Source organism: Salinibacterium sp. SWN1162 (assembly GCF_015864675.1).
Classification (GTDB): Bacteria; Actinomycetota; Actinomycetes; order Actinomycetales; family Microbacteriaceae; genus Rhodoglobus.
Genome location: NZ_JADYWT010000001.1, coordinates 1,682,057 through 1,707,055, shown reverse-complemented (window position 1 = coordinate 1,707,055; position 24,999 = coordinate 1,682,057). Strand labels below are relative to the sequence as shown.

Here is a 24,999-nt window from a genome sequence, read left to right as displayed (position 1 = left end):
GAGTCGGCTCGTGCGCGCGATTACGAGTGGTCGTGCTCCGAAACGGGTTCGATTGCGGCGCGCATCGCATCGATGGCGTCGGCTTCGCGCGCCAACGGAACATCGGGGGAACCCGCAGCAAAAATTCGCACCTGAGCGATCGCCTGATTGATAAGAAGGTCATGGCCAGAAATCACCGTGCCACCCACGTCGAACCAACTTTGAGCCACCACGCTCGGCCAGGGGTCGTACGCGACATCGAACAGAGCCGCAGACGTTCGGATGCTCTCCGAAAAACTGAGGTTCATCGCTCCCCCGGGAACAGTCGTCATGATGATCGTCGGCGCTTGGGTTTCAGCCTCGGCTTCAACCCAGGGCCGAATGCTCACGGAAGCGCCCAAAGATGTTCCCAGTTGCTGCAGCGACTCCGCCTTCTGCGGGGTGCGAGCAAAGATCGTGACCGTCGTCGCTCCCATTCGGATAGCCGCGACGAGCAGTGACGCCGCCGTCGCGCCAGCGCCGAGGATCCAGACGCTGTCGAGGGGGGCGAGACCGGCATCGAGAAAGCTGCGCATCGCGCCTTCAACGTCCGTGTTGTACCCCCGAAGCCCGGCATCGGTCACGACAACCGTGTTGGCTCCACCAACGAGCTCGACGAGCGGGTCTGCCCAATCGAGCAAGGGCACGACATCCCTCTTGAGCGGCATGGTGAGGGAGAGTCCGCGCCACCGGCCGTCGAGAGCGGCCATGAACGCGGGCAAGGACTCCCCCGACAACTCGACAGCGTCATATTCCCAGTCGAAACCGAGAGTCGCATACGCAGCACGGTGAATCGCCGGGCTCAACGAGTGAGTAATCGGCGACCCCAATACTGCTAGCCGCGACCGCTCGGACGACGCGGCACCGTGATCAGAACTGTCTAGCAATAGCTTCCATTTTCGTCGCTTTCGGCACACCAGTCGCGCAGCTGCTGAGCGGCAGCTTCATGGTCATCGACGTTGGTCGTGAAGACTGTCTCCCCGGTGGCAAGGTTGATCGGCACAAAGAACAGCCAATCCCCATCTGCGGGGTTAATCGCTGAGTCAATGGCGAGTTCGCCCGGCAAGCCGATCGGCCCCACCGGCAAACCGGGGTTCGCGTAAGTGTTGTAGGGGTTGCTCGCATCCGCGCGCTCGGCATCCGTGGTCCACACCGTGTGCAAATTACCGGTGCCGTAGGCGACAGTGGCATCGGACTGTAACAGCATGTCTTGGTCGAGACGATTGTAAAAAACGCGAGAGATCTTATAGAAGTCGTCTGTATTCGGCCCCGCTTCGCGCTGCACGAGCGCCGCCATGGTGAGTATCCGGTAGCGGTCGTCGGCGGCGACGCCAGCAGCGTCCAATTTTTCGATCATCGTATCGACCATGAGATCGAGCACAACGTAGGGGTCCTGTCCACCGTCGAGATCGTAGGTCGCCGGAAAGAGGTAGCCTTCCAGGCTCACGGCCTCCGAGGGGAGCCCGAAGTGTTCGAGGTCCTCCGAAGCAGCTTGCACCTCAGCCAAGGGGATTCCCGTCGTCTCGGAGATGATCTCGAGCGCATCCGGCAGCGTAGTGCCTTCGGTAATCAGCAAACGGTCGGTGACTTTGTTCTCAGGATCGAGCAAAGCATCGAGCGCCGACTGCGCACTCATTTCCTTCTGGAGCGAATAGTTGCCGGGGAAAAACGCGGGGTCGGATTCCTGGGCGAGAAGCAGGTCATAAAACGCGTCAAAGGACATCGTGACGCCCGCGACGTTGAGGCTGCGGGCAATATCGAGACCGATGTCTCCAGAGTTCACAGCGACTACTACTTCTTCGCCGTTGCCGGATCCCTCGAAGTCGTTCTCGAGTTCCCACCCCAGAACCTCTCTGATGTTGTCTTCATAGTTAATCCAGCCATACGCTGCGACCCCTGCACCCAGTAGAGCGATGATGAGCAGTGGCAAGCCAACAATCAGGCCTAATCGACGCTTCCGGCGCGGAGGATCCTCCCGACCGCCGTCTCCCCCGCTGGTGGATGAGCCGGTGCCGGCATCGTCGCCGCCCGAGTCCAAAGCCGTTCCCGCGGTCAACTCTTCAAATGTTACGAGTGCGTCTGCTTCACGCGCGGCTTGGGTGACTGCCGAAAGCTGCGCAGCCGCGGTACGTTGAGCGTCACTGGCCTCTTGAGCGGCTCGAGCTTCGCGGCGAGTCATTGGCCGGTCACCCGAACTGGCGGATGCCTCTGCCGGAGGTAATGACGCCGCTTCGACGCTGAGGCCGCTCGACTCTGCGGTGTCGGAGGACGGAGTGACTTCTGACTCGAGCGGCAGATCCGTGCCATGAGCCGCAGCGTCGCGTGCCGATTTGGGCGCGCCCGCAGCAGCATGGTCGCTGAAGATCTCATCCCAGCTCGGCTCATCGGCCATGATTCACGATCCTTGCGTCGGTCCTACGAGCTCTCCCGGCGGTCGATCCGCCGAACGCTCGAAGTCGAGGGCATGTTGCAAAATTATAACGGCGGCAACCTGATCGACGACCGACCGCGAGTTCTTCGTCGTACGACCGGATGCGCGAAGAGCTGTCTGTGCAGACATCGTCGTCATCCGTTCGTCGACCAATCGCACTGGCAGTTCCGTGCGGTCCGCCAGCTGCTGCGCAAAATCACGAGCGTCACCGGTAGAGGCGGTATCTCGCCCAGAGAGCGCGATCGGAAGGCCCACAACGATTTCGACTGCCTCGTACTCATTGGCGAACTTGAGCACGCGCTTAATGCTCGCTTTGGCCCGCTGCACCGTTTCTACCGGGGTGGCCAGCATTCCATGCGGATCACTTCGCGCGACCCCCACACGCACCTTTCCGACGTCAACGCCGATTCGGGTACCCGAACGCATCAATTACGCCGAAAGTGTCGACAAGATAAGAGCGAGAGCGTCCGGGATGGACGCAGGGTTCGCGCCGCCGCCCTGGGCAATGTCAGGCTTACCGCCTCCGCCACCGCCCAGCACACCCGCCGCCGCCTTCGCCAGGGCACCCGCGGCAAAGCCGTGGGCACGTGACGCATCGTTGGTCGCAACGATCACGGCAGGTTTACCGCCGATGGTCGCCGCCAGCGCAACAACCGCGGCCTCTGAACCCAGACGTTCGCGTACCGACTGAACGAGACCGCGCAGGTCATCAGTAGAGGCTAGATCGCCCACGTTCTCAACGACGGCCTTGACCGCCCCTGCGACCTGAGCCGTTTCGACAAGCGCAGGAACGCGCTGCGAGAGCTGGCCCGCCTCGAGTTGTGCAATTTTTCGTTCGGCGGCCTTGAGGTTGGCAAGAAGCTCCGAGATGCGGTCGGGTAGTTGCTCGCGGGGCGTCTTCAAATTGGTGGTGAGTTCATTCACGATGGCGCGCTCGGTGGCGAAGTTACGGAACGCATTCATGCCCACAAGGGACTCGATACGCCGGTTGGCCGAACCAACCGATGACTCCCCGACAAGCGAGATAAGCCCGATCTCGGAGGAACGCGCAACGTGTGTTCCCGCGCACAATTCGAGTGACCAGGGGCCACCAATTTCGACAACACGCACAGAGTCGCCATATTTCTCGCCGAACAGGGCCATTGCGCCGAGGTCTTTCGCGTCGTCGAGAGCCATGATGCGCGTCGAGACTTCGAGGTTGTCGCGCACCGCGGTGTTGGCAACCTCTTCGATTTCAGTCTTAGTTTCTGCAGACAAGGCTTGCGACCACGAGAAGTCGAGGCGCATGTAGCCAGCTTTGTTGTACGAACCCGACTGGTGCGCATCCTTTCCCAGAATCTGACGCAGTGCCGCGTGGATGACGTGGGTCGCAGAGTGCGCCTGCGTCGCGCCGCGACGCCAATCCGCGTCCACGAGCGCGCTCGCTGGATCCCCGACTCCGACTTCGCCAGCCGTCACAGTGACCTTGTGGCTGATAAGCCCCTTCACCGGACGCTGAACGTCGAGAACCTCGAGATGGAAGCTCGCTCCAACGATGGCTCCCGCATCCGCCTCTTGACCACCGGACTCTGCATAGAGGGAGGTTTCAGCCAAAATTACTTCGGCGGTTTGCCCCGTTGTCGCGCGATTGACAGAAACCCCATCAACGATGATGCCGATCACGCTGGATTCAGTCTCGAGCGCCTCGTACCCCGTGAACGTCGTCTCGCCCAGAGCACGGAACGCACCATAAACGGAAAGGTCAGCCAAGTGCTGCTTCTTTGAACTCGCGTCAGCTTTGGCGCGGTCGCGCTGTTGCTTCATGAGCGAGTCGAAGGCGTCACGGTCGACGCTCAGCCCCGCCTCACCGGCCATCTCCAGGGTCAGATCGATCGGGAATCCGAAAGTATCGTGCAGGAGAAACGCGGTGTCGCTGGGAAGCTCAGCGAGTCCCGATTGCTTTGTGTGTTCTACCGCCGTGTCGAGAATCGTCGTTCCGCTCGCGAGAGTGCGCAGGAAGACATCTTCTTCCGCGAGCACGATGCGCGAAATGCGGTCGTAGTCTTTTTCGACCTCGGGGTAAGCAGCCTTCATCGCATCGCGCGACTGCGGAAAAAGTTCTGCGAAGGTTGCGCCTTCAACACCGAGCAATCGCATGGCGCGAATAGCGCGCCGCAATAGACGGCGCAGCACATAGCCGCGACCTTCGTTGCTCGGCGTGACGCCATCCGAAATCAGCATGAGACTTGAGCGGACGTGGTCGGCGACAACTCGCAGGCGAACGTCTGCTTCATGGTCGGCGCCATACGTGCGACCGGCAAGCTCAGCGGCTTTGTCGAGGACCGGGCGAACCTGGTCGATCTCGTACATGTTCTCGACACCCTGCTTCAAGAACGCAACGCGCTCAAGACCCATACCGGTATCAATATTTTGCTTAGGCAGCTCCCCCAGGATCGAGAAGTCCTTACCCTTGCCTTCGCCACGAAGGTACTGCATGAAAACGAGGTTCCAAATTTCAACGTAACGGTCGTCATCCGTGGCCGGGCCGCCGTCAGCCCCATAGGCCGGTCCGCGGTCAAAGAAGATCTCCGAACAGGGGCCCGCCGGCCCGGGTTGCCCGGTAGACCAATAATTGGAGTCCATTCCTAGACGCTGGATGCGTTCATCCGGCAATCCAGCAGTCTCTTTCCAGTACGCCACAGCGTCGTCGTCGTCTTCATAGACCGTGACCCAGAGGTCCTCTGGCCGGAAACCGAGGCCACCCTTATCTTCGGCGCTCGTGAGGAACTCCCAGGCAAACTGAATCGCCTCTTTCTTGAAGTAATCACCGAACGAGAAATTGCCGTTCATCTGAAAAAAGGTGCCGTGCCGTGGCGTCTTACCGACCTCTTCGATGTCCAAGGTACGGATGCACTTTTGAACACTGGTGGCGCGATCGTACGGCGCGGGAACAAGGCCCGTCAGGTAAGGAACAAAAGGAACCATGCCTGCCACGGTAAACAGCAACGTCGGATCGTCGCTGACGAGCGATGCCGACGGCACGATGGTGTGGCCGCGCTCACCAAAATAGGTCAGCCAACGATTCTGAATTTCTGCGGTTTGCATGGGATCCCCGGGGAACTAAGTACTACGGCCCAAGGGCCCTGATAGTGGTGCTAGGAACGCTTCGAGAACTCAGACACAGCTTCTTCGACATCCGCTACGGCGTCACGAAGCTCTGCTTCACGTTCACGATAACCATCGACGACGGCACCCGTGAACTCGCGAGCCTTGGAGTCGACATCGGAGAAGAACTGCTTGCCCTCAGGGGTTTTGGCTACTTGATGTGCTGCCACGAACCCCACGGCAATTCCTACGACGAAAAGGACTGCGCCTTTCATGATTCTCCTTCGGATTGGCGATACTCGAACCGTATTAGTTTAGGTGCTTGAGCGTGCTCAGCGTCGGGGCTTCGGGCGAAGTCCCAGAACCGCCGCACGAACGCCGGCGCTGAAGCCAGCGATCTTGATGAGGGGGCCGCCAACGGTCGCAGCACCGAGCGCTACGAGCGCTGAGATATTGCCTGTCGTCTCCTCGACATTGCGAGTGATGGCATCGACGCGTGCGATCTGACGGTTCGTTTCCGAAATAGTCGTCGTCGCTTCGGTCAGCATCGGATCGAGGCTGTCGCTCACTCCACGAATGGCTGTGCTCGTTTCGTCGAACACTTTGCCCAGCTTCAGCAGTGGAACCGCTAACAAACCGACCAGAATTGCGAACACTCCGGCCGCGATGAGCCCTGCGATATCTCCGCCAGTCATGGCTACTCCGATCATCCTCAGAAATGGTACAAGTACACGTTATTCGACATTCATGACGAACTACGCCCAGAAACGAGAAAGGGCCGGAGCAAAAGCCCCGGCCCTTTCTTTCGCTAGTTAGCGTGCTGCGTAGTACTCAACAACAAGCTGAACTTCACAGGTCACGGGGACCTCGGCGCGCTTCGGGCGACGTACGAGACGTGCCTGCAGCTTGTCGATTTCTACCTCGAGGTAGCCGGGAGTCTTGGGAAGAACATCAACGTGTCCGCCTGCTGCTGCGACCTGGAAAATTTCCATGCCTTCGCTGCGAGCCTTGACATGCATGAGCTGCCCGGGCTTGACGCGGAACGACGGACGGTCGACGAGCTGGCCATCAACCAAGATATGGCGGTGAACAATCATCTGACGAGCCTGAGCGGTCGTACGAGCGATTGCCGAACGAACGAGCAGAGCGTCGAGACGCATTTCGAGCTGCTCAACCAAGTTCTCACCGGTCAGGCCAGCAGTCTTGCGCGCTTCTTCGAACTGAATCTTCAGCTGAGCTTCGCGGATGCCGTACTGGGCACGCAGACGCTGCTTCTCGCGAAGACGAACGGCGTAGTCGCTGTCTTGCTTGCGCTTGGTGCGGCCGTGCTCACCGGGAGCATAGGGGCGCTTTTCGAGGTACTTTGCGGCCTTCGGCGTGAGGGCGATGCCCAGAGCACGCGAAAGGCGAGTCTTGCTACGGGTACGTGACTTAGTAGACACAGGATCCTTTTCGATTGATTCAAGTAAGAACAATCTGGTGATCACTCGCACGCGAACGCGCGTGCGCAACACACCAGACGAAAGAAGAGGGATGACCCTAGGGAACCTGGTCGGCTACAGACCTGTGTTCCGCGATATTCGATTTCATTGCAGCCGCGCGCCGAAACCGTATCGTTGGGACATATAACTCTAACACGCCGAGTCCAGTCAAGCGACGAATCGCCACGCCTCAGCGGTGCCGCCTTGCACGGGCTTACTCGCCTCGAATAATCTCGCGCAATTTGGCTAGTCGCGCCGAGACTTCGCGCTCGTTGCCGTTATTGGTTGGCGTGTAGTACTCGGTGCCTTTCAGTACATCGGGAAGGTACTGCTGCTTCACAACCCCAAACTCCGAATCGTGAGAGTAGCGATAGCCCTTTCCATGCCCGAGGCGCTTAGCGCCCGGATAGTGGGCATCGCGAAGGGGCTTGGGGACTCGCCCGATCTTGCCTGCCCGCACATCGGCGATGGCGGCATCCAGAGCAGAGTAGGCAGCATTCGACTTGGGCGCGGTCGCGAGATAAACGACGGCCTCGGCTAGCGGAATTCGCCCCTCGGGCATACCAATAAGCTGAACTGCATCGGCGGCGGCGACAGCGATGACGAGTGCCTGCGGGTCAGCGACACCGACATCTTCTGCAGCGCTAATGATGACCCGTCGAGCGATAAAGCGCGGGTCCTCCCCCGCTTCGATCATGCGGGCTAAGTAGTGCAGTGCCGCGTCGACGTCTGAACCACGCACTGACTTAATGAACGCGCTAATCACGTCGTAGTGTTCATCACCCTGCCTGTCGTACCGCAAGAGCGCGCGATCGACGGCGTTCGCGACGTGTTCGGCGGTGACCACGGCGGGCGACGCCGCATCGTCGTCATTTGCTGCGGAAACGGCCGAGGCCTCAAGTGCGGTCAGTACACGACGCGCATCTCCTGACGACAAACGAATGAGTAGGGCACGGGCCTCGGGTTCTAAGACAACAGCATCTTTAAGGCCCCGTGGATCGCTCACAGCGCGGTCAACGAGTTCGCCCAAGTCGTCGTCGTCGAGTTGATTGAGCGTCAAGAGTAAGGAGCGCGATAACAGAGGTGAAATTACCGAAAACGACGGGTTCTCGGTTGTCGCCGCGATCAGGATGACCCAACCGTTCTCCACGCCCGGGAGCAGCGCGTCCTGTTGGGCCTTCGTAAACCGGTGAATCTCGTCAAGGAACAACACCGTCGAGACTCCGTAAAGGTCACGCGCCGTCAGCGCCTCTTCCATCGTCTGGCGAACATCTTTCACTCCGGCTGTTACTGCCGAGAGTTCCACAAACTTGCGCTGGGAGCCGCGGGCGATCGCTTTCGCAATGGTGGTCTTGCCGGTGCCAGGCGGTCCCCAGAGAATAATGGATGCCGAACCGTGACTGCCTTCGACGTCCGACGCCAAACTCATCAGCGGTGACCCGCGCTGCAGTAAATGCTTCTGGCCGACTATCTCGTCGATGACGAGGGGTCGCATGCGCACCGCGAGGGGTGTTGCTCCGCTGTGCAGAGTGGCGGAACCGTTCATAATCCAATCGTAATCGGCTGTACCGACCATTGACACAGCGTTCGCTGTTCACTGCTCCCCGTCGTGGCGTTTGGCCGAGCTTCGCACCAGACCGTAAGGTTCATTGTGGCGTTCCTACGACAGCGGCGAAATCCGCAATTCTTCAAGGAGTAATGGTGGCATCCAGCAAGAAGCATTCACGCGAGCAACGAGAAGCGCGGGAACGGCTGCGCCAGTACACAGCTCGAGCCTCGGTGCATGAAAGCACCATTGCACGCCGTAAGCGCGATAACGTGCTGGCGATTGGCGTTGGGCTCGTCATCATCGCACTCGTTGCTACCGCGCAGGTTTTCTACTTCTCTTCCGGCCCCGGCACTCCGGAACCAGCCCCCTCTTTCACGCCTGAAGCGGAAGCAACCGAACCGGGAAACGTCGGCGACGTACCCGACCTCGCGCTGGCGGAGGCTCGCACCTGGACCGGTGAACTGACTCTGAACGACGTCGTTCTCGGGATCGAACTCGATGGAGCTGCCGCACCTCAGGCCGTATCGTCTCTCGTTGACTCCGCGTCCTCGGGATACTACGAAGGCACCACGTGCCACCGACTGGTTGACACCGAGACTGCCGGGCTCATCCAGTGCGGTTCACTCGATGGCACAGGGGCCAGCGATCCCAACTACTCTTACGGACCCATTGAGAATGCCGGTGTAGGCGGCTTCTATCCCGCGGGCACCATCGCTATGGCCCGCACAGGCGACGATGCGTTCTCCAACGGCCGACAATTCTTCATCGTTTACGACGATGCAATCATTCCTGACGACAACGCCGGCGGCTACAGCATTGTTGGCCAGGTCGTGTCAGGACTCGACGCTCTCCAATCAGAGATCGTCGCTGGCGGCATTGTGGATGATGCCCAAGACGGAGCACCGGTGACTGCCACAAGCATCACCGGCTTCACGATCCAATAACAGCGTCAGCGACCGATAGCGTGGTTGTTCTAAGCTTGGGTAACCCGGCAGCGACTTCCGGCACAAGCAGCAAGGTGAAGTAATTGGCTACACAAGAGCAGAACGAGTGGGGACACGTCGACGAGACGGGTACCGTTTTCGTCCGAGAGGCCAACGGCGAACGCGCCGTAGGCCAGTATCCTGACGGAACTCCCGAAGAGGCCCTGGCCTACTTCACCCGCAAGTACCACGAGCTGGCTGGTCAGGTGACCCTGCTCGAGCAGCGGGTCAAGAACGGTGCTCCGGCGTCCGACGTCGCTAAAGCCATCAAGGCACTCAAAGAGTCGATCACGACGGCCAACGCCGTCGGCGATCTCGCCGCGCTCCACACTCGCGTCGAAGCACTGAGCGGTTCCGTCTCTAAGCTGACCGAGAAGCAAAGCGAAGAGGCAAAAGCAGCGCTGGCGGAAGCGATCACAGTGCGGACCGCACTCGTCGTGGAGGCCGAGACTCTCGCCGCTGCCGACCCCGCCAAAGCTCAGTGGAAACAGGTCACTGCGCAGATGGATGACATCTTCGCGCGCTGGAAGGCGCACCAGACGGATGGTCCTCGACTTCCCAAGAACGAGGCCAACGAGCTCTGGAAGCGATTCCGTGCTGCCCGCAGCACCATTGACACCCACCGTCGAGCATTCTTTGCCGAGCTCGACTCTGCCCACAAGAAGGCTCGTGCCGACAAGCAAGCCCTCGTCGACCAGGCAGAAGCGCTCGTTGCTCAAGGCGTGGACGGCATCCCTACCTACCGTCGTTTGCTTGACCAGTGGAAGGCCGCCGGCCGCGCGGGCAAGAAGTTCGACGATGCTCTCTGGGCTAAGTTCAAGCAGGCAGGTGACGTTCTCTACTCTGCGAAGTCAGAGATTGACGCTCAGGATAATGTCGAGTTCACTGCCAACTGGGAACTCAAGAAGGCGCTTCTTGAGGAAGCCGAGCCGCTACTGACCGCCACGGACCGAGCACAGGCCAAGAAAGCTCTGTTCTCGATCCAGAAGCGCTGGGATGAAATCGGCAAGGTTCCTCGCGACAAGGTCAAGGTCGCTGAAGACCGCCTGCGTAAGGTTGAAACGGCCGTTCGCACGCTTGACGAAGATCACTGGAACAAGAACAACCCTGAGCGGCAAGAGCGTTCCGAAGGCTTCCTGGGCCAGCTCAACGAAGCAATCCAGAAGCTGGAAGCGGAACTTACCGAAGCTCAGGCAACAAAGGACGCAAAGAAGATCGCAGCCGCACAAGACGCTCTCGACGCCCGCAAGGCATGGTTGGGCGCCCTTCGGTAATCATCTGTCCACAGGGTTCTGGTTCTCCACTGAATCAGACTCTGTGCGCATGATCTGTCGTCAGTGGTTGCACCATTGACGTATGACACCACGATTGCCTTCAGTACTCAGCGCCTACGACTTACCTCTAGCTGAATTGCAGTGTGCTGCGCTCGACGGCGAGCTCTACGCATTAGATAGTTGCTTCTGCCCGATCGATGAGTTTGACACTATTCACCTGCGTGCTCGCGCTCTGGCGGTCGTTCTCGATCCGCGAATCATTGCCGAACGGATGACGGCCGCGTGGGTCTGGGCGGCTACGCTCCATCCCCCAGTGAACCACGAACTGTGTGTGGCGATCGGTGCCCGCACCCGCCCGCCCAGCAGCCTTCGCGCGGTGTTGCGAGAAGTGGTGATCGACGCGGACGACATCGATACGATCTCCGGGGTGAGTGTCACATCGAGGCTGCGAACGGTGATAGACCTCGCTCGCTTCAGCGAATCCTTCGGACCGCGCGAAAGCGCAGCAGTTTCCACGCTGATGGCAGACGGCGCTTTCGGTTACGAGGAGTGCGCCGCCGTCCTCAACGCACGGCGAAACTTGCCGCAGAAGCGACTCGCCCTCACACGACTAGAAAGTCTCTGTGAGCGCTCCGCTACCGCCTAACAGCGTCTTACCCGCTGTTCACGCGATAGACGTCGTACACCGCATCCACGCGGCGAACCGCATTCAGTACACGGTCGAGATGAGTGGTATCCCCCATCTCAAATACGAACTTGCTGATGGCAAGCCGGGCAGTTGACGTGTTCACTGTCGCCGACAAGATATTGACGTGCGTTTCGCTCAACACCTTGGTGATGTCGGAGAGCAATCCGGCACGGTCAAGAGCCTCAACCTGAATCTGAACCAAGAAGAGACTCTTCGATGTTGGCGCCCACTCGACGTCGATCATCCGTTCCGGTTCGTCCAGCAACGACTGAACGTTCTTACAATCGTCGCGGTGAACAGAGACGCCCGCACCGCGCGTGACGAAGCCGACAACGCCGTCACCGGGGACCGGTGTGCAGCAGCGCGCGAGCTTCACCAAAATATCGGGTGCACCACGAACCAGGATTCCAGAGTCGGAATGCTTGTACGGGCGAAGCTTGCCTGCCGCAGGGAAGGAAAGCTCTCCCTCATCCTCTTCGGTACCGGTGCTGAGAGACCCCACTAGCTTTTCGATTACCGACTGCGTTGAAATGTGACCTTCACCGACAGCGGCATACAGCGCCGACACGTCTTCGTAGCGCATCGCGGCGGCGAGCTCGGCGAACGACTCTTGACTCATGAGTTTCTGGAGCGGCATGTTCTGCTTGCGCATTGCACGGGCAATTGCGTCCTTGCCCTGCTCAATTGCTTCGTCGCGCCGTTCCTTGGTGAACCACGCACGAATCTTGTTGCGGGCCCGAGTACTCTTCACGAAACCGAGCCAGTCCTGACTCGGAGCAGCGTCGGGGCTCTTAGAAGTGAACATCTCCACGGAGTCGCCGCTGGTCAGCACCGTCTCCAGCGGCACGAGACGTCCATTGACCTTCGCGCCCATCGTGCGGTGCCCGATTTCAGTGTGCACTGCATAAGCGAAGTCGACGGGGGTTGCACCGGCCGGCAAACCGATGACCCTGCCCTGCGGTGTGAAAACGTAGACCTCTTTGGCTCCGATTTCGAAGCGCAGAGACTCCAGGAACTCGCTCGGGTCAGATGTTTCGGCCTGCCAGTCTGTGATGTGAGCAAGCCACGCCATGTCGTTGTCAGCCGGGCCAGACTCGACAGCCTTGCCGGCCGTGCGATCCTTGTACTTCCAGTGCGCCGCGACGCCGAACTCGGCGCGGTGGTGCATTTCGTTCGTGCGAATCTGAATTTCCACGGCACGACCCTGAGGCCCGATGACAGTGGTGTGAAGCGACTGGTACAGATTGAACTTCGGCGTGGCGATGTAATCCTTGAAGCGACCAGGGATCGGGTTCCAGCGGGCGTGGATCGACCCAAGAACGGCATAACAGTCGCGCACAGAATTGACGAGAACCCGGATGCCCACGAGGTCGTAGATCTCATCGAATTCACGCCCGCGCACGATCATCTTCTGGTAAATCGAGTAGTACTGCTTCGGGCGACCCGCAACCGAGCCCTTAATGCGCGACGTACGCAGGTCATCCTTCACGGAAGCGATGACTTGCTTGACGAACTCGTCGCGCTGAGGAGTCCGCTTCGTGACGAGGCTCTCGATTTCGACGTAGATTTTCGGATGCAGCACCGCGAACGAGAGGTCTTCAAGTTCAAGCTTGATTGCCTGAATACCGAGGCGGTGAGCAAGCGGCGCGTAGATCTCTAGGGTCTCTTGTGCCTTGCGTGACGCCGACTCTCGAGGAACGAACCCCCACGTGCGGGCATTGTGCAGGCGATCGGCGAGTTTAATGACCAGAACCCGGATGTCTTTCGACATCGCGACGATCATCTTGCGTACGGTCTCGGCTTGAGCGCTATCGCCGTACTTGACCTTGTCGAGTTTGGTTACGCCGTCGACCAGCATCGCGATCTCGTCGCCGAACTCAAGTCGGAGCTCGTCGAGCGAATACGCCGTATCTTCTACGGTGTCGTGTAGAAGTGCTGCGGCGATCGTCTTTTCGCCGATCCCCAGTTCCGCAAGAATCTGGGCCACGGCGATTGGATGAGTGATGTACGGCTCGCCGCTCTTGCGTTTCTGGCCATCGTGGGCCCGAAATGCCGCGGCGTAGGCGCGTTCGATCAGCGCGAGGTTTGCCTTGGGGTGGGTCGTCTTTACGGTGCGCAGAAGCTTTTCGACCGAGCCCGCTGGCTGAGCTCGCGAGAACAGCCGCGGAAGTAGCGCGCGGAAAGAAGCCGATGACTGTTGCGCTTCGCTCATCCCTCTACCCCCTAGTTTGATTCTAGGTTGTGTTCGGGATGAGCGAAGACACAGTCGCTCAGGGCGGACTCAGCCGCCTGCGAACGCACACACTGCCGTTCGCCCATTGTGGTTACTTGTTGCCCTTGTCCGCGGCACGAGCAGCAGTCAATCGCTTGGTGCGACTAAGGATGGCTGGCTCGTTTTGGCGGAACTGCGCGTAGAGCGGAGCGGCGATGAAGATGGTCGAGTACGTGCCGACGACGATACCGATGAACAGAGCCAGCGCGATATCACGCAGCGTACCGGCACCGAGGACGTAGGCACCGATGAAGAGGATCGCCGCGACGGGAAGCGCGGCGACGACTCCAGTGTTGATCGAACGCACCAAGGTCTGATTGACCGCTAGGTTCACAGACTCAGCGAAGGTACGACGAGATTCCGATCCATCTTCCGACGTATTCTCTCGAATCTTGTCGAACACTACGACGGTGTCGTACAGCGAGAATCCCAAGATCGTGAGGAATCCGATCACGGCAGAGGGCGTGATCTCGAAACCGAAGATTCCGTAGACGCCGGCAGTAATCACGATGTCGTGAAGCAGCGCAATCATTGCGGCGATCGACATCTTCCACGTGCGGAAGTAGATCGCCATCATCACGGCGGCTAGCGCGATAAACACGAGAAGCGCACGAAGCGCGGAACTCGTGATGTCGGCGCCCCACGACGGTCCAACGAATGACGCGGCGACGAGCTCTCGGTCGACATTGAACGCACCGGCGAGAGCATCGCGCACAGCATTCGATTCCTCTGTCTCGAGCTGTTCGGTCTGCACGCGGAGCGAGCTAGTTCCGATGACCGTCACCTTGGGCTCAGCATCGCCAACAATGCCGACAACCGTGTCAGACGCGAGATTCTGAGCCTCCGCACTGGAATCTGAATCCGAGAGCGCTTGGACCGAATCAATCTGGAACTGTGATCCACCAGTGAACTCGATGCCGAAAACGTAACCGCCGCGAAGTGCCGGCACAACGATTGAAATTGCAATCAGTACCGCAGCGAGGGTGTACCACACCTTCCGGCGACCGATGAAGTTGATCGAGACATCGCCGGTGTAGAGATCGTTGCCAAACTTAGAGAAGCTAGCCATCAGGAGTCCTTTCCATCTGAGCCGGAATCTTTAGCAGTGCCAGCCAGCTCAGCAGCTTTTCGTTCGGCGATTGTTTGGCGGCGAGCAGCTTCGCGACTCGCGCCCGTGTTGTTCTTCGTAGCAACCGGGGTGCGGAACTGCGCACGACCACGGTAGACGGCGCCGAGAGCGTTGGGGTCAAGCCCACTCAGCGGGTGACCGCTGGAGAAGAATCGCGTAGTCGCAAGCAGCTGAAGGACCGGGTGAGTGAACAACACCACGACCAGCACGTCGATGACTGTCGTCAACCCGAGGGTTAGAGCGAATCCACGGACGTTACCGACAGCGAGAACGAAGAGCACGACCGCCGACAGAAGGTTGACCGCCTTTGCCGCGAAGATCGTGCGCAGAGCACGTTTCCAGCCGGCCTCGACCGCGCCAGTCAGCGAGCGGCCATCACGAAGCTCATCGCGGATTCGCTCGAAATACACGATGAACGAGTCGGCGGTGAAACCGATAGCGACAATCAATCCGGCGACACCAGCTAGCGAGAGTCGGTAGCCATGACGCCAGGAGAGATACGCGATCACGAGGTACGTCAACACGCCGGCAACGATGAGCGATGCCACGGTAACCAGACCCAGAAGGCGGTATTGGAAGAGGGAGTAGATGACCACCAGCAGCAGTCCGATGAGGCCGGCGATGATGCCCGAATTCAGTTGGGTAGTTCCCAACGTGGCCGAGATGTTTTCGCTGCTCTGAACCTCAAAGCCGATGGGGAGAGCACCAAACTTCAGCTGGTCCGCCAGAATGGTTGCAGATTCTTGAGTGAAGCTCCCCGAGATCTGCGGGTTACCGCCAGTGATGATGCCCTGAGTCGTCGGCGCCGAAATGACCTGACCGTCAAGAACAATCGCGAAACGGTTGCGCGGGTCGGTGTTGTCGAACCCGAACAGGCGGGTCGTCATCTCGCGGACTGCAGCAGTGCCCTCGGCGTCGAACGTCGGGAAGACGCCCCACTGGCCGGTGCTGACGCCCTGTGAGCTCGAGACGAGGCCGGATGATGCGTCGGTGATGGTACTTCCTTCGACCTCGACCGGGCCAAGAATGTACTTGAACGAACCATCAGCTTCACACGTGATGAGCGCTTCGTCTGCAGGCGCGACGCTGAAGTTATCGAGCGACGAGCAATCAAAGTTGGTGTACTCATCGAACAGAGCTTCGGTGATCCAGTTCAAGTCGCTGGCATCTGTCGGCGCTGCAGTAGGCGTCGTCGCGAGGGTGGGCTCGGGAGTCGCCGTCTCTTCATCAGGAGCATCCGTCGACGCCGGGTCCGGAGTTTCTTCCGCGGTAGCGGTGGTCGCGACCTCGGTGTAGAGAACCGGCCGGAACTCGAGCTTGGCCGACGCCTGAATACGCGCGAGTGTTTCGTCGTCCGGGGTTCCGGGAATGGAGACCACGACGTTGCTTGCGCCCTGAGTGGTGATCTCCGCTTCCGATACGCCACTGGCGTCGACACGGTCGCGAATGATCGACACCGCTTGAGCGAGTTGCTCGCCCGACACGGTTTGTCCGCTCTCTAGCTGCGGGGCGAGAACAATTTGCGTTCCGCCCTGAAGGTCAAGAGCAAGCTTGGGAGCCCACGATGCCGTACCGAAGATGGAGCCAGCGCCAACTAAGACGGTGAATCCCACCGTGATTGCTGTGAGCCAGACTATGGCCCGCCAGGCGTTCTTCACAGGGGTTGTTCTTGCCACCTATTTGACTCAGCTTTCTTGACAGAGCAGTGCAGAATCGCACGCCGTTGGACAGTCACCCTCGGGTAGGACGACTCTCAACACTAGTGGGTTACGGGCGACGTTCCTCTACTTTGAGGACTTGTCGTCCTTCGAGTCGGAGAGCTCGCCGAATTCCGGTGTTTCAGAATCAGTGGAAGCGTCTGTGGCAGCTTCGCGCTCCGCAGCTTCGCGGTTAGCGATCTCCATGGCTTCTTCGACCGAACGAGGAGCGCCGTCTTCCACGGCTTCTTCAGTGACTACCTTGGCGAGCGTCTGGCTGTGAACCTTGACGATAACGCCGTTGCTGATTTCGATCTCGGCTTCGTTCTTCGCCGTGTCCATCGTGATAAGCGTTCCGAAGAGACCGAAGTTCGTCATCACTTCTACGCCGGGCACCATCTGCTCGCGCAGTTCTTCCTGCTGAGCCTTGCGCTTACGGCTGTTGCGGAACATGAAGAAGATGAGCACGCCAAGAATGGCGAGCATCGCAATAGAAAGAGGATCCATGAGGTACCTTTCGGTGGTCTGTGGGCCTGGCGCTCAAGCTGAGGCGCGTGTTTAGCCAGTCAAACTATAGTTCATCGGTAGCGGCGGCCGAATCCCGGTCGGTCATCCCGAAGTGATCCCACGCCGCTCGTGTCGCAACTCGTCCTCGGGGCGTTCGCGTGAGCAATCCGACGCGCACCAAGAACGGCTCGACCACGGACTCTACGGTCTCAGCCTCTTCACCGACCGACACTGCCAAAGTGCTGAGACCCACCGGTCCCCCGTCGAAACGCTCGAGGACCGTCATCATTACGGCGCGGTCAAGACGGTCGAGACCCCGCTCGTCAACATCGTAAAGCTCGAGCGCGGCCCGCACTGCATCCTTGCTCGCGGCCGTATCGTTCACGAGCGCGTAGTCGCGGACTCTGCGCAGCAATCGGTTCGCGATTCGCGGAGTACCCCGGCATCGTCCGGCAATCTCAGCAACGGCTTCGTGGTCGATCTCGAGATCAAGCATGCGTGCCGTGCGCGCGATAACGCGCTCCAGCTCAGCCTCGTCGTAGAACTCAAGATGAGCCGTGAACCCGAAGCGGTCGCGAAGCGGGTTGGGGAGCAGCCCTGAGCGGGTCGTCGCACCTACCAAGGTAAAGGGTGCGATATCGAGCGGGATGGATGTCGCTCCGGCTCCCTTTCCGACCATGATGTCGATTCTGAAATCTTCCATCGCAAGGTAAAGCATCTCTTCCGCCGAGCGCGCCATGCGGTGAATCTCGTCGATAAAGAGCACTTCGCCGGGGAGAAGTGAAGACAGTACTGCGGCAAGATCGCCCGCATGCTGGATAGCCGGCCCGCTCGAAAGACGCAGAGGTCGGTCACTCTCGTGAGCCACGATCATCGCCAGCGTCGTCTTGCCCAGACCAGGAGGACCTGCGAGGAGGATGTGATCAGCGGTTCGGTTCTGCATCGCAGCAGCACGCAACAGAAGCTGCAACTGACCCCGAACTTTCGTCTGGCCAACGAACTCCGCGAGCGAAGCTGGTCGCAACGCTCCCTCAAATGCGAGTTCGGCATCCGACTCGACGGTGGGGTTAACTACTTCTTCGTCGCTGTTGTTGAACATTAGGAGCCGGCCTTGCCGCCGCGCGAGCCCACAAGCAAGATGGCCCGGCGAAGAATCGCTTGAACGTCGTTAAGCTCTGCTTCGCTTGCGTCGCGCAGAGCGCTCTCTGCGGCGGGCTGCGCGAGCTTTTCGGGCCAGCCCAAACCCTGCAGCGCCATCGATACTTGTTCAGAGACCGAGTTGGCACGTACCGAGGTAACCCCGGGCCCTCGCGTCGACACCACAAGCTTACCCGCAAGGTTGAGCACAATGAGCTTGGCGGTTTTGGGGCCGATACCCGAGACCTTGCGGAAAGCGGAGTCATTTTCTTCGGTGACAGCGCGGGCAACGTCATCGGGCGTGAGCGCGGCGAGAACACCCATCGCGCTCTTAGGGCCAACTCCAGTGACGCCTCGCAAGAGGCTAAATACTTCAAGCTCCTCAGCTGACCGGAAGCCATACAGGGCGAGATCGTCTTCTCGCACGATGAGAGCGGTATTGACTTGGGTTTCAGAACCTACTCGTACCGAGAGCGCGTGTTCGGGAGTAACGCTCACGCTGAGCCCCACTCCCCCGACTTCGATGACGAGTGAGGTTCCGACCGCGGCGAGAACCGTGCCGCGAAGGGATGAAATCATAGGTTCACCCTACGAGCACCCGCTGACTTCTCTGCCGACCGCCACGCCTCCTGTGCCGGGGTGAGACCGGAACCGACTGGTGATGCTCGTCTTGCTCCAGCAGCGCCGCCGCCCGTATCGGCCGCGGTCGCGCGGGGTGAGGCTGCAAATCCCGGCCCACTCTTCCACGCACCACAGATCGCTAGGGCGCACGCATCCGCGGCATCCGCCGGTGAGGGCGCTTCGGCAAGACCGAGAACGCGGGCAACCATGGTTCCTACTTGCTTCTTATCAGCTCCACCGAAACCAGTGATCGCAAGCTTCACTTCGGTGGGAGTATGCAGCGAGACGGCGAGCCCCCGGCGTGCGGCGACATACATAGCGACGCCACTGGCCTGCGCAGTGCCCATGACGGTACTGAGGTTGTTCTGGGCAAAAACCCGCTCAAGGGAGAGCTGAGTCGGCGCATACTCGCCAATCACCGCGTCGATGCCATCACCGATCAGCCGTAATCGTTCTTCAAGTGCCATCTCTGGAGGCGTACGAACGACCCCGACATAGACAAGCGTTGCTCGCCGATTCGGAGCAACGTCGACAACTCCGACACCACAGCGCGTGAGACCAGGATCAATCCCGATCACCCGCAGGGTCATCGACTAGTCCTCGTCGAGTTCGGCTTGCACCTCGGGGCTGATGTCAAAGTTCGAGTAGATGTTCTGAACGTCGTCAGACTCTTCGAGAGCATCAATCAATTTGAAAACCTTGCGCGCAGTGTCGGCGTCGACCTCAACCTTGAGGTTCGGGACGAACTCTGCCTCAGACGAGTCGTAATCGATGCCCGCAGCCTGCAGCGCATTACGAGATTCGACCAGGTGCGCTGTGTCAGTGATGACCTCGAAGCCCTCACCGTGGTTCTTGACCTCTTCGGCGCCAGCATCGAGCACAGCCATGAGGATGTCATCTTCTGAGACGCCCTCGGTCTTCGTGATCGAGATAACGCCCTTGCGTTCGAAGTTGTAGGCAACGCTGCCGGGGTCTGCCAGCGAGCCACCGTTGCGGCTCATAATCGTGCGAACGTCGGCTGCTGCGCGGTTCTTGTTATCGGTGAGACACTCGACCATGAGCGCAACACCGTTGGGGCCGTAGCCCTCGTACATGATGTTGAGGTACTCAATGGCGTCACCGAGTTGGCCTGAGCCACGCTTGACCGCACGATCGATGTTGTCGTTGGGAACAGACGTCTTCTTCGCCTTCTGAATGGCGTCGACAAGAGTCGGGTTTCCCGAAAGATCAGCGCCACCAATCTTGGCGGCGACCTCAATATTCTTGATGAGTTTCGCGAACGCCTTCGCGCGACGCGAATCCGTAATCGCTTTTTTGTGCTTGGTAGTTGCCCATTTAGAGTGCCCTGACATAAAGAACATTCTAATGCGTTCGAGACTCGCTCGACTGCGCGAATCCCCGCGCTAGCGTTCTTCGACCGAGCTGCGGAGGCCTAACTCCGTTAATTGCAACTGCGCGAGTCTCGCGACAGTCGCACCGTTGCCCGCTCGCCATTCAGCGGCGGGATCGTCCGAGACCCGCGCTAGGACAGTAAGGCTGAGCGTCGACAATGCACGGAGCGCGAGCAGATTTGCCCCACCCGGCGTCGCCAAGACCCTCTTGGCTTCGCTCGCCCGCACCGCAAAACGGAGGCGCGGCAACAGCCATATGAGAAGAATAAGGGCCACAGGTACGATTCCGATGAACAGTCCCAAGGCAGTGGCGGCGGCTTCGACCGAAGTCTGTTGGCTTTGCCCGGCAGACTCGAGCGCCGCCCCAGCCTCACTCGCACCGTCGAACGGTGCTCGGATGCCCGACCCGATCAAGGGTACGGAGCCAAGGGTGTTGCCGAGTTCGACCATCGTCGATTCGAACCCAGCGCCTGCGGCCTGCATCTGGACGCCAAGCTCTTGGAAGGCGGCGATGAGTTGGTACACCCAGACACCGAGAGCAATCCAGATCACGATGAACCCGACGGAGATCAGGTCAGCAGCAATCTGCCGCGTTCGACGCGCGGGCTGGTCGGCATACAGTTGCATTCCCCCATGATGCAGGATTTACTGCGCGGCGCGGACCCGACTCACGAAGTACTCATGGAACCGGGTGTCGCCGGTCATTTCGGGATGGAAAGACGTGCCGAGCAGGTTGCCTTGCTCTACCGCAACGATGCGGCCGTCATCCAGCGTCGAAAGTGCGCGTGCCAGTGCGCCGACGCTCTCTACGACAGGAGCTCGGATGAAGACAGCGTGCACGGGCTTCTCCCCCAGCTCCGGGATACTCAAATCGGTTTCAAACGAATCGGTCTGAGAGCCGAACGCGTTTCGACGAACAACCACATCGAGACCACCGAAGGATTGCTGACCCTCGATGGAATCCTGCACGGTGTCTGCCAGCATGATGAGCCCCGCGCAGGTTCCGTAAACGGGAAGTCCCGAGCGGATAGCCGTCCGGATCGGCTCGAAGAGCCCGTACAGACGCGAGAGCTTGTCAATCACGCTCGACTCACCGCCAGGAATTATGAGACCGGCAATGTGCTCCAGCTGCTGAGGAGTTTTGACCGCTACCGCGGCCTCTCCGAGCTGCTGGAGCACCTGCAGGTGCTCACGAAAGTCACCCTGAAGGGCAAGGACCCCGATGGGAAGCTGGTCGACGGAGGCGTTACCAGCCACGCTCAGAGAGGCGGTGCGGTGCTGCCAGATCAGACACGCTGATTCCCACCATTGCTTCGCCCAAACCACGAGAGGTCTCGGCGATTACGTTGGGGTCATCGTAGAAAGTCGTCGCCTTGACGATGGCCGCGGCGCGCTGAGCCGGGTTACCCGACTTGAAGATTCCCGAACCGACGAAGACGCCGTCGGCGCCGAGCTGCATCATGAGCGCGGCATCGGCCGGCGTAGCTACTCCACCAGCGGTGAAGAGAACGACGGGAAGCTTGCCGCTCTGGGCAACCTCGCGAACGAGTTCGTACGGCGCCTGCAGTTCTTTCGCCGCGACGTACAGTTCGTCGACCGACTTCGAGCGGAGCTCGTTGATCTGCCCCTTGATGGTGCGGATGTGCTTGGTGGCCTCAGAGACGTCGCCGGTGCCCGCTTCACCCTTCGAGCGAATCATTGCTGCACCCTCGGTGATGCGACGCAGCGCCTCGCCCAGGTTGGTCGCGCCGCAGACGAAGGGAACGTCAAAGTTCCACTTGTCGATGTGGTTCACGTAGTCAGCGGGGCTCAACACCTCGGACTCGTCGATGTAGTCGACCTTGAGCGCCTGAAGAACTTGAGCTTCGACGAAGTGGCCGATGCGAGCCTTAGCCATTACGGGGATCGACACCGCGGCGATAATGCCGTCAATGAGATCGGGATCACTCATGCGAGCAACACCACCCTGCGAACGGATGTCGGCAGGAACTCGCTCGAGGGCCATGACGGCAACGGCGCCGGCATCCTCCGCAATCTTTGCCTGCTCAGCATTCACGACGTCCATGATGACGCCACCTTTGAGCATTTCTGCCAGTCCGCGCTTGACGCGGTTCGTACCCGATTCGTTGGATGAAGTGTTCTCGCTCATAGCTTCAACGCTAAGACCGGAGCCGCGAAAAGAATGCAGCCAATTTGAACTCAGTGGTTCGTGGGCCAGGCTTTCGCTACCTCATCCCGAACCTCGCCGAGCAGCCGCGGAATAGCCTTCGTGCCGGCCACGATCGGAAAGAAGTTCGAGTCCGTAGCCCACCGCGGTACAACATGCTGGTGCAAGTGATTGGCGATACCAGCGCCCGCCAGAGCCCCCTGGTTCATCCCGATATTGAAGCCATGAGCCTTCGACGTCTCACGCAGCACTCGCATAGCAGTCTGCGTGAGAGACGCGATCTCAGCGGTCTCTTCGTCAGTCGCCTCGTCGTACAGCGGCACGTGACGATACGGGCACACCAGCAGGTGGCCACTGTTATAAGGAAACAAGTTCAGCAACACGTAGGCGTGCGTTCCGCGCGCCACGATGAGAGCTTTCTTGTCATCGAGCGTGGGCGCGACGCAAAACGGGCAATCGTCTTTATCCGGCTGCGTTTGGTCCGTGATGTAAGCGATGCGATGCGGCGTCCACAAACGCTGGAAGGCATCGGGGACCGCGGCGAAGTCAGCGCTTGACTCCCCCGCGGGCAGCTCAGAACCGTCGTAGTCGTGCACGAACTAAACCTGCGCTCGCGTCGCGATCGCGTCAGTGATGCGGGCGACAGCATCGGCAATCGGGATGCCGTTCTCCTGAGTTCCATCGCGGAAACGGAAGCTGACCGAACCGGCAGCCTGATCCTGTTCGCCAGCAATGAGCTGGAACGGGATCTTCGACTTCGTGTGGGTACGGATCTTCTTCTGCATACGCTCACTCGAGGCATCCAATTCGGCACGAACACCGAGCGCCTTGAGCTGGTCGATAACACCAGCGAGGTACTCCTCGTACGCCTCGGCGACGGGAATACCGACGACCTGGACCGGCGACAGCCAGACCGGGAAGGCGCCGGCGTAGTGCTCCGTGAGTACGCCGAAGAAGCGCTCGATCGACCCGAAGAGCGCACGGTGGATCATGACGGGGCGCTGGCGTGAGCCATCCGCCGCCGTGTACTCGAGCTCGAAGCGCTCCGGCAGGTTGAAGTCGAGCTGAACGGTCGACATTTGCCAGGTACGGCCGATGGCATCGCGTGCCTGTACCGAGATCTTAGGGCCGTAGAACGCCGCTCCGCCCGGGTCGGGCACGAGCTCAAGCCCGGACTCTTCAGCAACCTCGGCGAGGGTTTGAGTCGCTTCGTCCCAGATATCGTCGTCGCCGACGTACTTTTCTGGGTCTTTAGTCGATAGCTCGAGATAGAAGTCGGTAAGACCGTAGTCACGCAGCAACGAAAGGATGAAGTTCAGGGTGCTGGTGAGTTCCGCCTTCATTCCCTCCTTCGTGGTGAAGATGTGGGCGTCGTCCATCGTCAGACCACGAACCCGGGTCAAACCGTGAATCACGCCCGACTTTTCGTTGCGGTACACCGTGCCAAATTCGAAGAGGCGCATCGGAAGTTCGCGGTACGAGCGACCGCTGGACTTGTAAATCAGGATGTGCATGGGGCAGTTCATGGGCTTGAGGTAGTAGTCAGCGCCCTGGCGAGTGATTTCGCCTTCCTCATTGCGAGCCTCATCGAGGTGCATCGGCGGGAACATGCCGTCCTTGTACCAACCCAAGTGGCCTGAGGTCTCGAACAGCGCCTCTTTGGTGATGTGAGGAGTGTTAACGAACGAGTACCCCTCCTGCAAGTGCCGTGTCCGCGAGTAGTTTTCCATCTCGTGGCGAATGATGCCGCCCTTGGGGTGGAATACCGCGAGCCCAGAGCCGATTTCGTCGGGGAAGGAAAAGAGGTCGAGCTCGGCACCTAGCTTGCGGTGGTCACGCTTGAGCGCCTCTTCTTGACGGGCTTGGTATGCCCGGAGCTCGTCCTTGGTCGGCCAGGCCGTTCCGTACACGCGCTGAAGCTGTTTGTTCTTCTCCGAGCCACGCCAGTAGGCGGCTGCGGTGCGCGTGAGCGACCATCCGTTGCCGATCATGCGGGTGTTGGGAAGGTGAGGCCCGCGGCACAGGTCTTTCCAGTAAACCTCGCCAGTCTTGCCGTCGACGTTGTCGTAGATCGTTAGTTCGGCGCCACCGACCTCAACAGACTCGTTATCGCCATCAACTTCGCTGTCAGCGACAGAGCCCTTGAGACCGATCAGCTCAAGCTTGTAAGGCTCATCAGCGAGCTCCGCGCGAGCCTCTGCCTCGGTCACGACACGACGCTGAAAGCGCTGCCCCTGACGGATGATGCGGTCCATCGCCTTCGTGATGGCCTTGAGGTCTTCCGGAGTGAAGGGCTCCTCGACGTCGAAGTCGTAGTAGAAACCATCGGTGACGGGCGGGCCAATGCCGAGCTTCGCCTGTGGGTTGATCGTCTGAACAGCCTGAGCCGCGACGTGGGCGGCCGAGTGACGGAGAATGTTCAGCCCATCGGGCGAGTCGATCGTGACAGCCTCGACCTCATCCGTGTCAGTTACTGTCGCGGCGAGATCTTTCAGCTCACCGTTGACGCGCATGGCGACGACGTTGCGGTCGGTAAATAGCTCAAATCCAGTGTTACTCACAGAACAACT

Annotated in this window: 24 protein-coding genes; 3 read left to right on the top strand and 21 right to left on the bottom strand. The window is 59.8% G+C overall.

Annotation, left to right across the window (positions count from 1 at the left end; translation table 11 throughout):
• Nucleotides 1–20 precede the first annotated feature (20 nt).
• The 8 genes from I6E58_RS08030 to I6E58_RS07995 form a co-directional block, all read right to left on the bottom strand.
• On the bottom strand, nt 21–935 hold the full coding sequence (locus I6E58_RS08030; RefSeq protein WP_307842033.1) for a shikimate dehydrogenase: 915 nt from the start codon (nt 933–935) through the stop codon (nt 21–23).
• On the bottom strand, nt 899–2,410 hold the full coding sequence (gene mltG / locus I6E58_RS08025; protein ID WP_197132050.1) for an endolytic transglycosylase MltG: 1,512 nt from the start codon (nt 2,408–2,410) through the stop codon (nt 899–901). The genes I6E58_RS08030 and mltG overlap by 37 nt, the downstream gene beginning before the upstream one ends.
• 3 nt (nt 2,411–2,413) lie before the next feature.
• Nucleotides 2,414–2,875, bottom strand: a complete 462-nt coding sequence (ruvX, locus tag I6E58_RS08020) for a Holliday junction resolvase RuvX (RefSeq protein WP_129071480.1) — start codon at nt 2,873–2,875, stop codon at nt 2,414–2,416.
• A gap of 3 nt (nt 2,876–2,878) precedes the next feature.
• The gene (gene alaS / locus I6E58_RS08015; RefSeq protein WP_197132048.1) at nt 2,879–5,533 is read right to left on the bottom strand and encodes an alanine--tRNA ligase; all 2,655 of its coding nucleotides are present in this window, start codon (nt 5,531–5,533) and stop codon (nt 2,879–2,881) included.
• Nucleotides 5,534–5,583: 50 nt separating this feature from the next.
• Nucleotides 5,584–5,808: a hypothetical protein gene (locus I6E58_RS08010; protein WP_129071482.1), complete on the bottom strand. Its 225-nt coding sequence runs from the start codon at nt 5,806–5,808 to the stop codon at nt 5,584–5,586.
• A 57-nt stretch (nt 5,809–5,865) separates the two neighbouring features.
• Nucleotides 5,866–6,228 carry a DUF948 domain-containing protein gene (locus I6E58_RS08005; protein WP_129071483.1) on the bottom strand — a complete coding sequence of 121 codons (363 nt, stop codon included), beginning with the start codon at nt 6,226–6,228 and terminating at the stop codon, nt 5,866–5,868.
• Nucleotides 6,229–6,345: 117 nt separating this feature from the next.
• Nucleotides 6,346–6,975, bottom strand: coding sequence for a 30S ribosomal protein S4 (gene rpsD / locus I6E58_RS08000; protein ID WP_010202678.1), 630 nt, complete (start codon nt 6,973–6,975; stop codon nt 6,346–6,348).
• Between the two features lie 253 nt (nt 6,976–7,228).
• The gene (locus tag I6E58_RS07995; RefSeq protein WP_129071484.1) at nt 7,229–8,560 is read right to left on the bottom strand and encodes a replication-associated recombination protein A; all 1,332 of its coding nucleotides are present in this window, start codon (nt 8,558–8,560) and stop codon (nt 7,229–7,231) included.
• A 152-nt stretch (nt 8,561–8,712) separates the two neighbouring features.
• Here I6E58_RS07995 and I6E58_RS07990 point away from each other — a divergent pair, with 152 nt between their 5' ends.
• From I6E58_RS07990 to I6E58_RS07980, 3 genes are all read left to right on the top strand, one after another.
• A complete protein-coding gene (locus I6E58_RS07990; protein ID WP_197132046.1) occupies nt 8,713–9,507 on the top strand; it encodes a peptidylprolyl isomerase in 795 nt (264 codons plus the stop codon).
• Nucleotides 9,508–9,590: 83 nt separating this feature from the next.
• Entirely contained in the window at nt 9,591–10,820 is a 1,230-nt protein-coding gene (locus tag I6E58_RS07985) for a DUF349 domain-containing protein (RefSeq protein WP_197132044.1), read from the top strand.
• Between the two features lie 82 nt (nt 10,821–10,902).
• On the top strand, nt 10,903–11,466 hold the full coding sequence (locus tag I6E58_RS07980) for a hypothetical protein (protein ID WP_197132041.1): 564 nt from the start codon (nt 10,903–10,905) through the stop codon (nt 11,464–11,466).
• Between the two features lie 7 nt (nt 11,467–11,473).
• Here I6E58_RS07980 and I6E58_RS07975 read toward each other — a convergent pair whose 3' ends face one another.
• The 13 genes from I6E58_RS07975 to thrS all read right to left on the bottom strand — a co-directional run bounded on the left by I6E58_RS07975 (nt 11,474) and on the right by thrS (nt 24,942).
• The gene (locus I6E58_RS07975) at nt 11,474–13,720 is read right to left on the bottom strand and encodes a bifunctional (p)ppGpp synthetase/guanosine-3',5'-bis(diphosphate) 3'-pyrophosphohydrolase (RefSeq protein WP_197132038.1); all 2,247 of its coding nucleotides are present in this window, start codon (nt 13,718–13,720) and stop codon (nt 11,474–11,476) included.
• A 112-nt stretch (nt 13,721–13,832) separates the two neighbouring features.
• A complete protein-coding gene (gene secF / locus I6E58_RS07970; RefSeq protein ID WP_129071489.1) occupies nt 13,833–14,849 on the bottom strand; it encodes a protein translocase subunit SecF in 1,017 nt (338 codons plus the stop codon).
• On the bottom strand, nt 14,849–16,585 hold the full coding sequence (gene secD, locus I6E58_RS07965) for a protein translocase subunit SecD (RefSeq protein ID WP_197132035.1): 1,737 nt from the start codon (nt 16,583–16,585) through the stop codon (nt 14,849–14,851). Before secD ends, secF begins: the two co-directional genes overlap by 1 nt.
• Before the next feature lie 108 nt (nt 16,586–16,693).
• Nucleotides 16,694–17,113 carry a preprotein translocase subunit YajC gene (yajC, locus tag I6E58_RS07960; RefSeq protein WP_197132033.1) on the bottom strand — a complete coding sequence of 140 codons (420 nt, stop codon included), beginning with the start codon at nt 17,111–17,113 and terminating at the stop codon, nt 16,694–16,696.
• A gap of 64 nt (nt 17,114–17,177) precedes the next feature.
• On the bottom strand, nt 17,178–18,212 hold the full coding sequence (gene ruvB / locus I6E58_RS07955) for a Holliday junction branch migration DNA helicase RuvB (protein ID WP_129071492.1): 1,035 nt from the start codon (nt 18,210–18,212) through the stop codon (nt 17,178–17,180).
• On the bottom strand, nt 18,212–18,829 hold the full coding sequence (ruvA, locus tag I6E58_RS07950; RefSeq protein WP_197132031.1) for a Holliday junction branch migration protein RuvA: 618 nt from the start codon (nt 18,827–18,829) through the stop codon (nt 18,212–18,214). Before ruvA ends, ruvB begins: the two co-directional genes overlap by 1 nt.
• Complete coding sequence (locus I6E58_RS07945; RefSeq protein ID WP_197132941.1) at nt 18,826–19,455, bottom strand: crossover junction endodeoxyribonuclease RuvC; 630 nt, start codon at nt 19,453–19,455, stop codon at nt 18,826–18,828. The genes ruvA and I6E58_RS07945 overlap by 4 nt, the downstream gene beginning before the upstream one ends.
• 9 nt (nt 19,456–19,464) lie before the next feature.
• The gene (locus I6E58_RS07940) at nt 19,465–20,223 is read right to left on the bottom strand and encodes a YebC/PmpR family DNA-binding transcriptional regulator (protein WP_197132029.1); all 759 of its coding nucleotides are present in this window, start codon (nt 20,221–20,223) and stop codon (nt 19,465–19,467) included.
• A gap of 51 nt (nt 20,224–20,274) precedes the next feature.
• Nucleotides 20,275–20,889, bottom strand: coding sequence for a hypothetical protein (locus I6E58_RS07935; RefSeq protein WP_197132027.1), 615 nt, complete (start codon nt 20,887–20,889; stop codon nt 20,275–20,277).
• Between the two features lie 18 nt (nt 20,890–20,907).
• Complete coding sequence (gene pdxT, locus I6E58_RS07930) at nt 20,908–21,519, bottom strand: pyridoxal 5'-phosphate synthase glutaminase subunit PdxT (RefSeq protein ID WP_197132025.1); 612 nt, start codon at nt 21,517–21,519, stop codon at nt 20,908–20,910.
• Nucleotides 21,509–22,411, bottom strand: coding sequence for a pyridoxal 5'-phosphate synthase lyase subunit PdxS (gene pdxS, locus I6E58_RS07925; protein ID WP_197132023.1), 903 nt, complete (start codon nt 22,409–22,411; stop codon nt 21,509–21,511). The genes pdxT and pdxS overlap by 11 nt, the downstream gene beginning before the upstream one ends.
• A 50-nt stretch (nt 22,412–22,461) precedes the next feature.
• Entirely contained in the window at nt 22,462–23,025 is a 564-nt protein-coding gene (locus I6E58_RS07920) for an HIT domain-containing protein (protein WP_197132020.1), read from the bottom strand.
• 3 nt (nt 23,026–23,028) lie between these two features.
• On the bottom strand, nt 23,029–24,942 hold the full coding sequence (gene thrS, locus I6E58_RS07915; RefSeq protein WP_231595444.1) for a threonine--tRNA ligase: 1,914 nt from the start codon (nt 24,940–24,942) through the stop codon (nt 23,029–23,031).
• Nucleotides 24,943–24,999 lie beyond the last annotated feature (57 nt).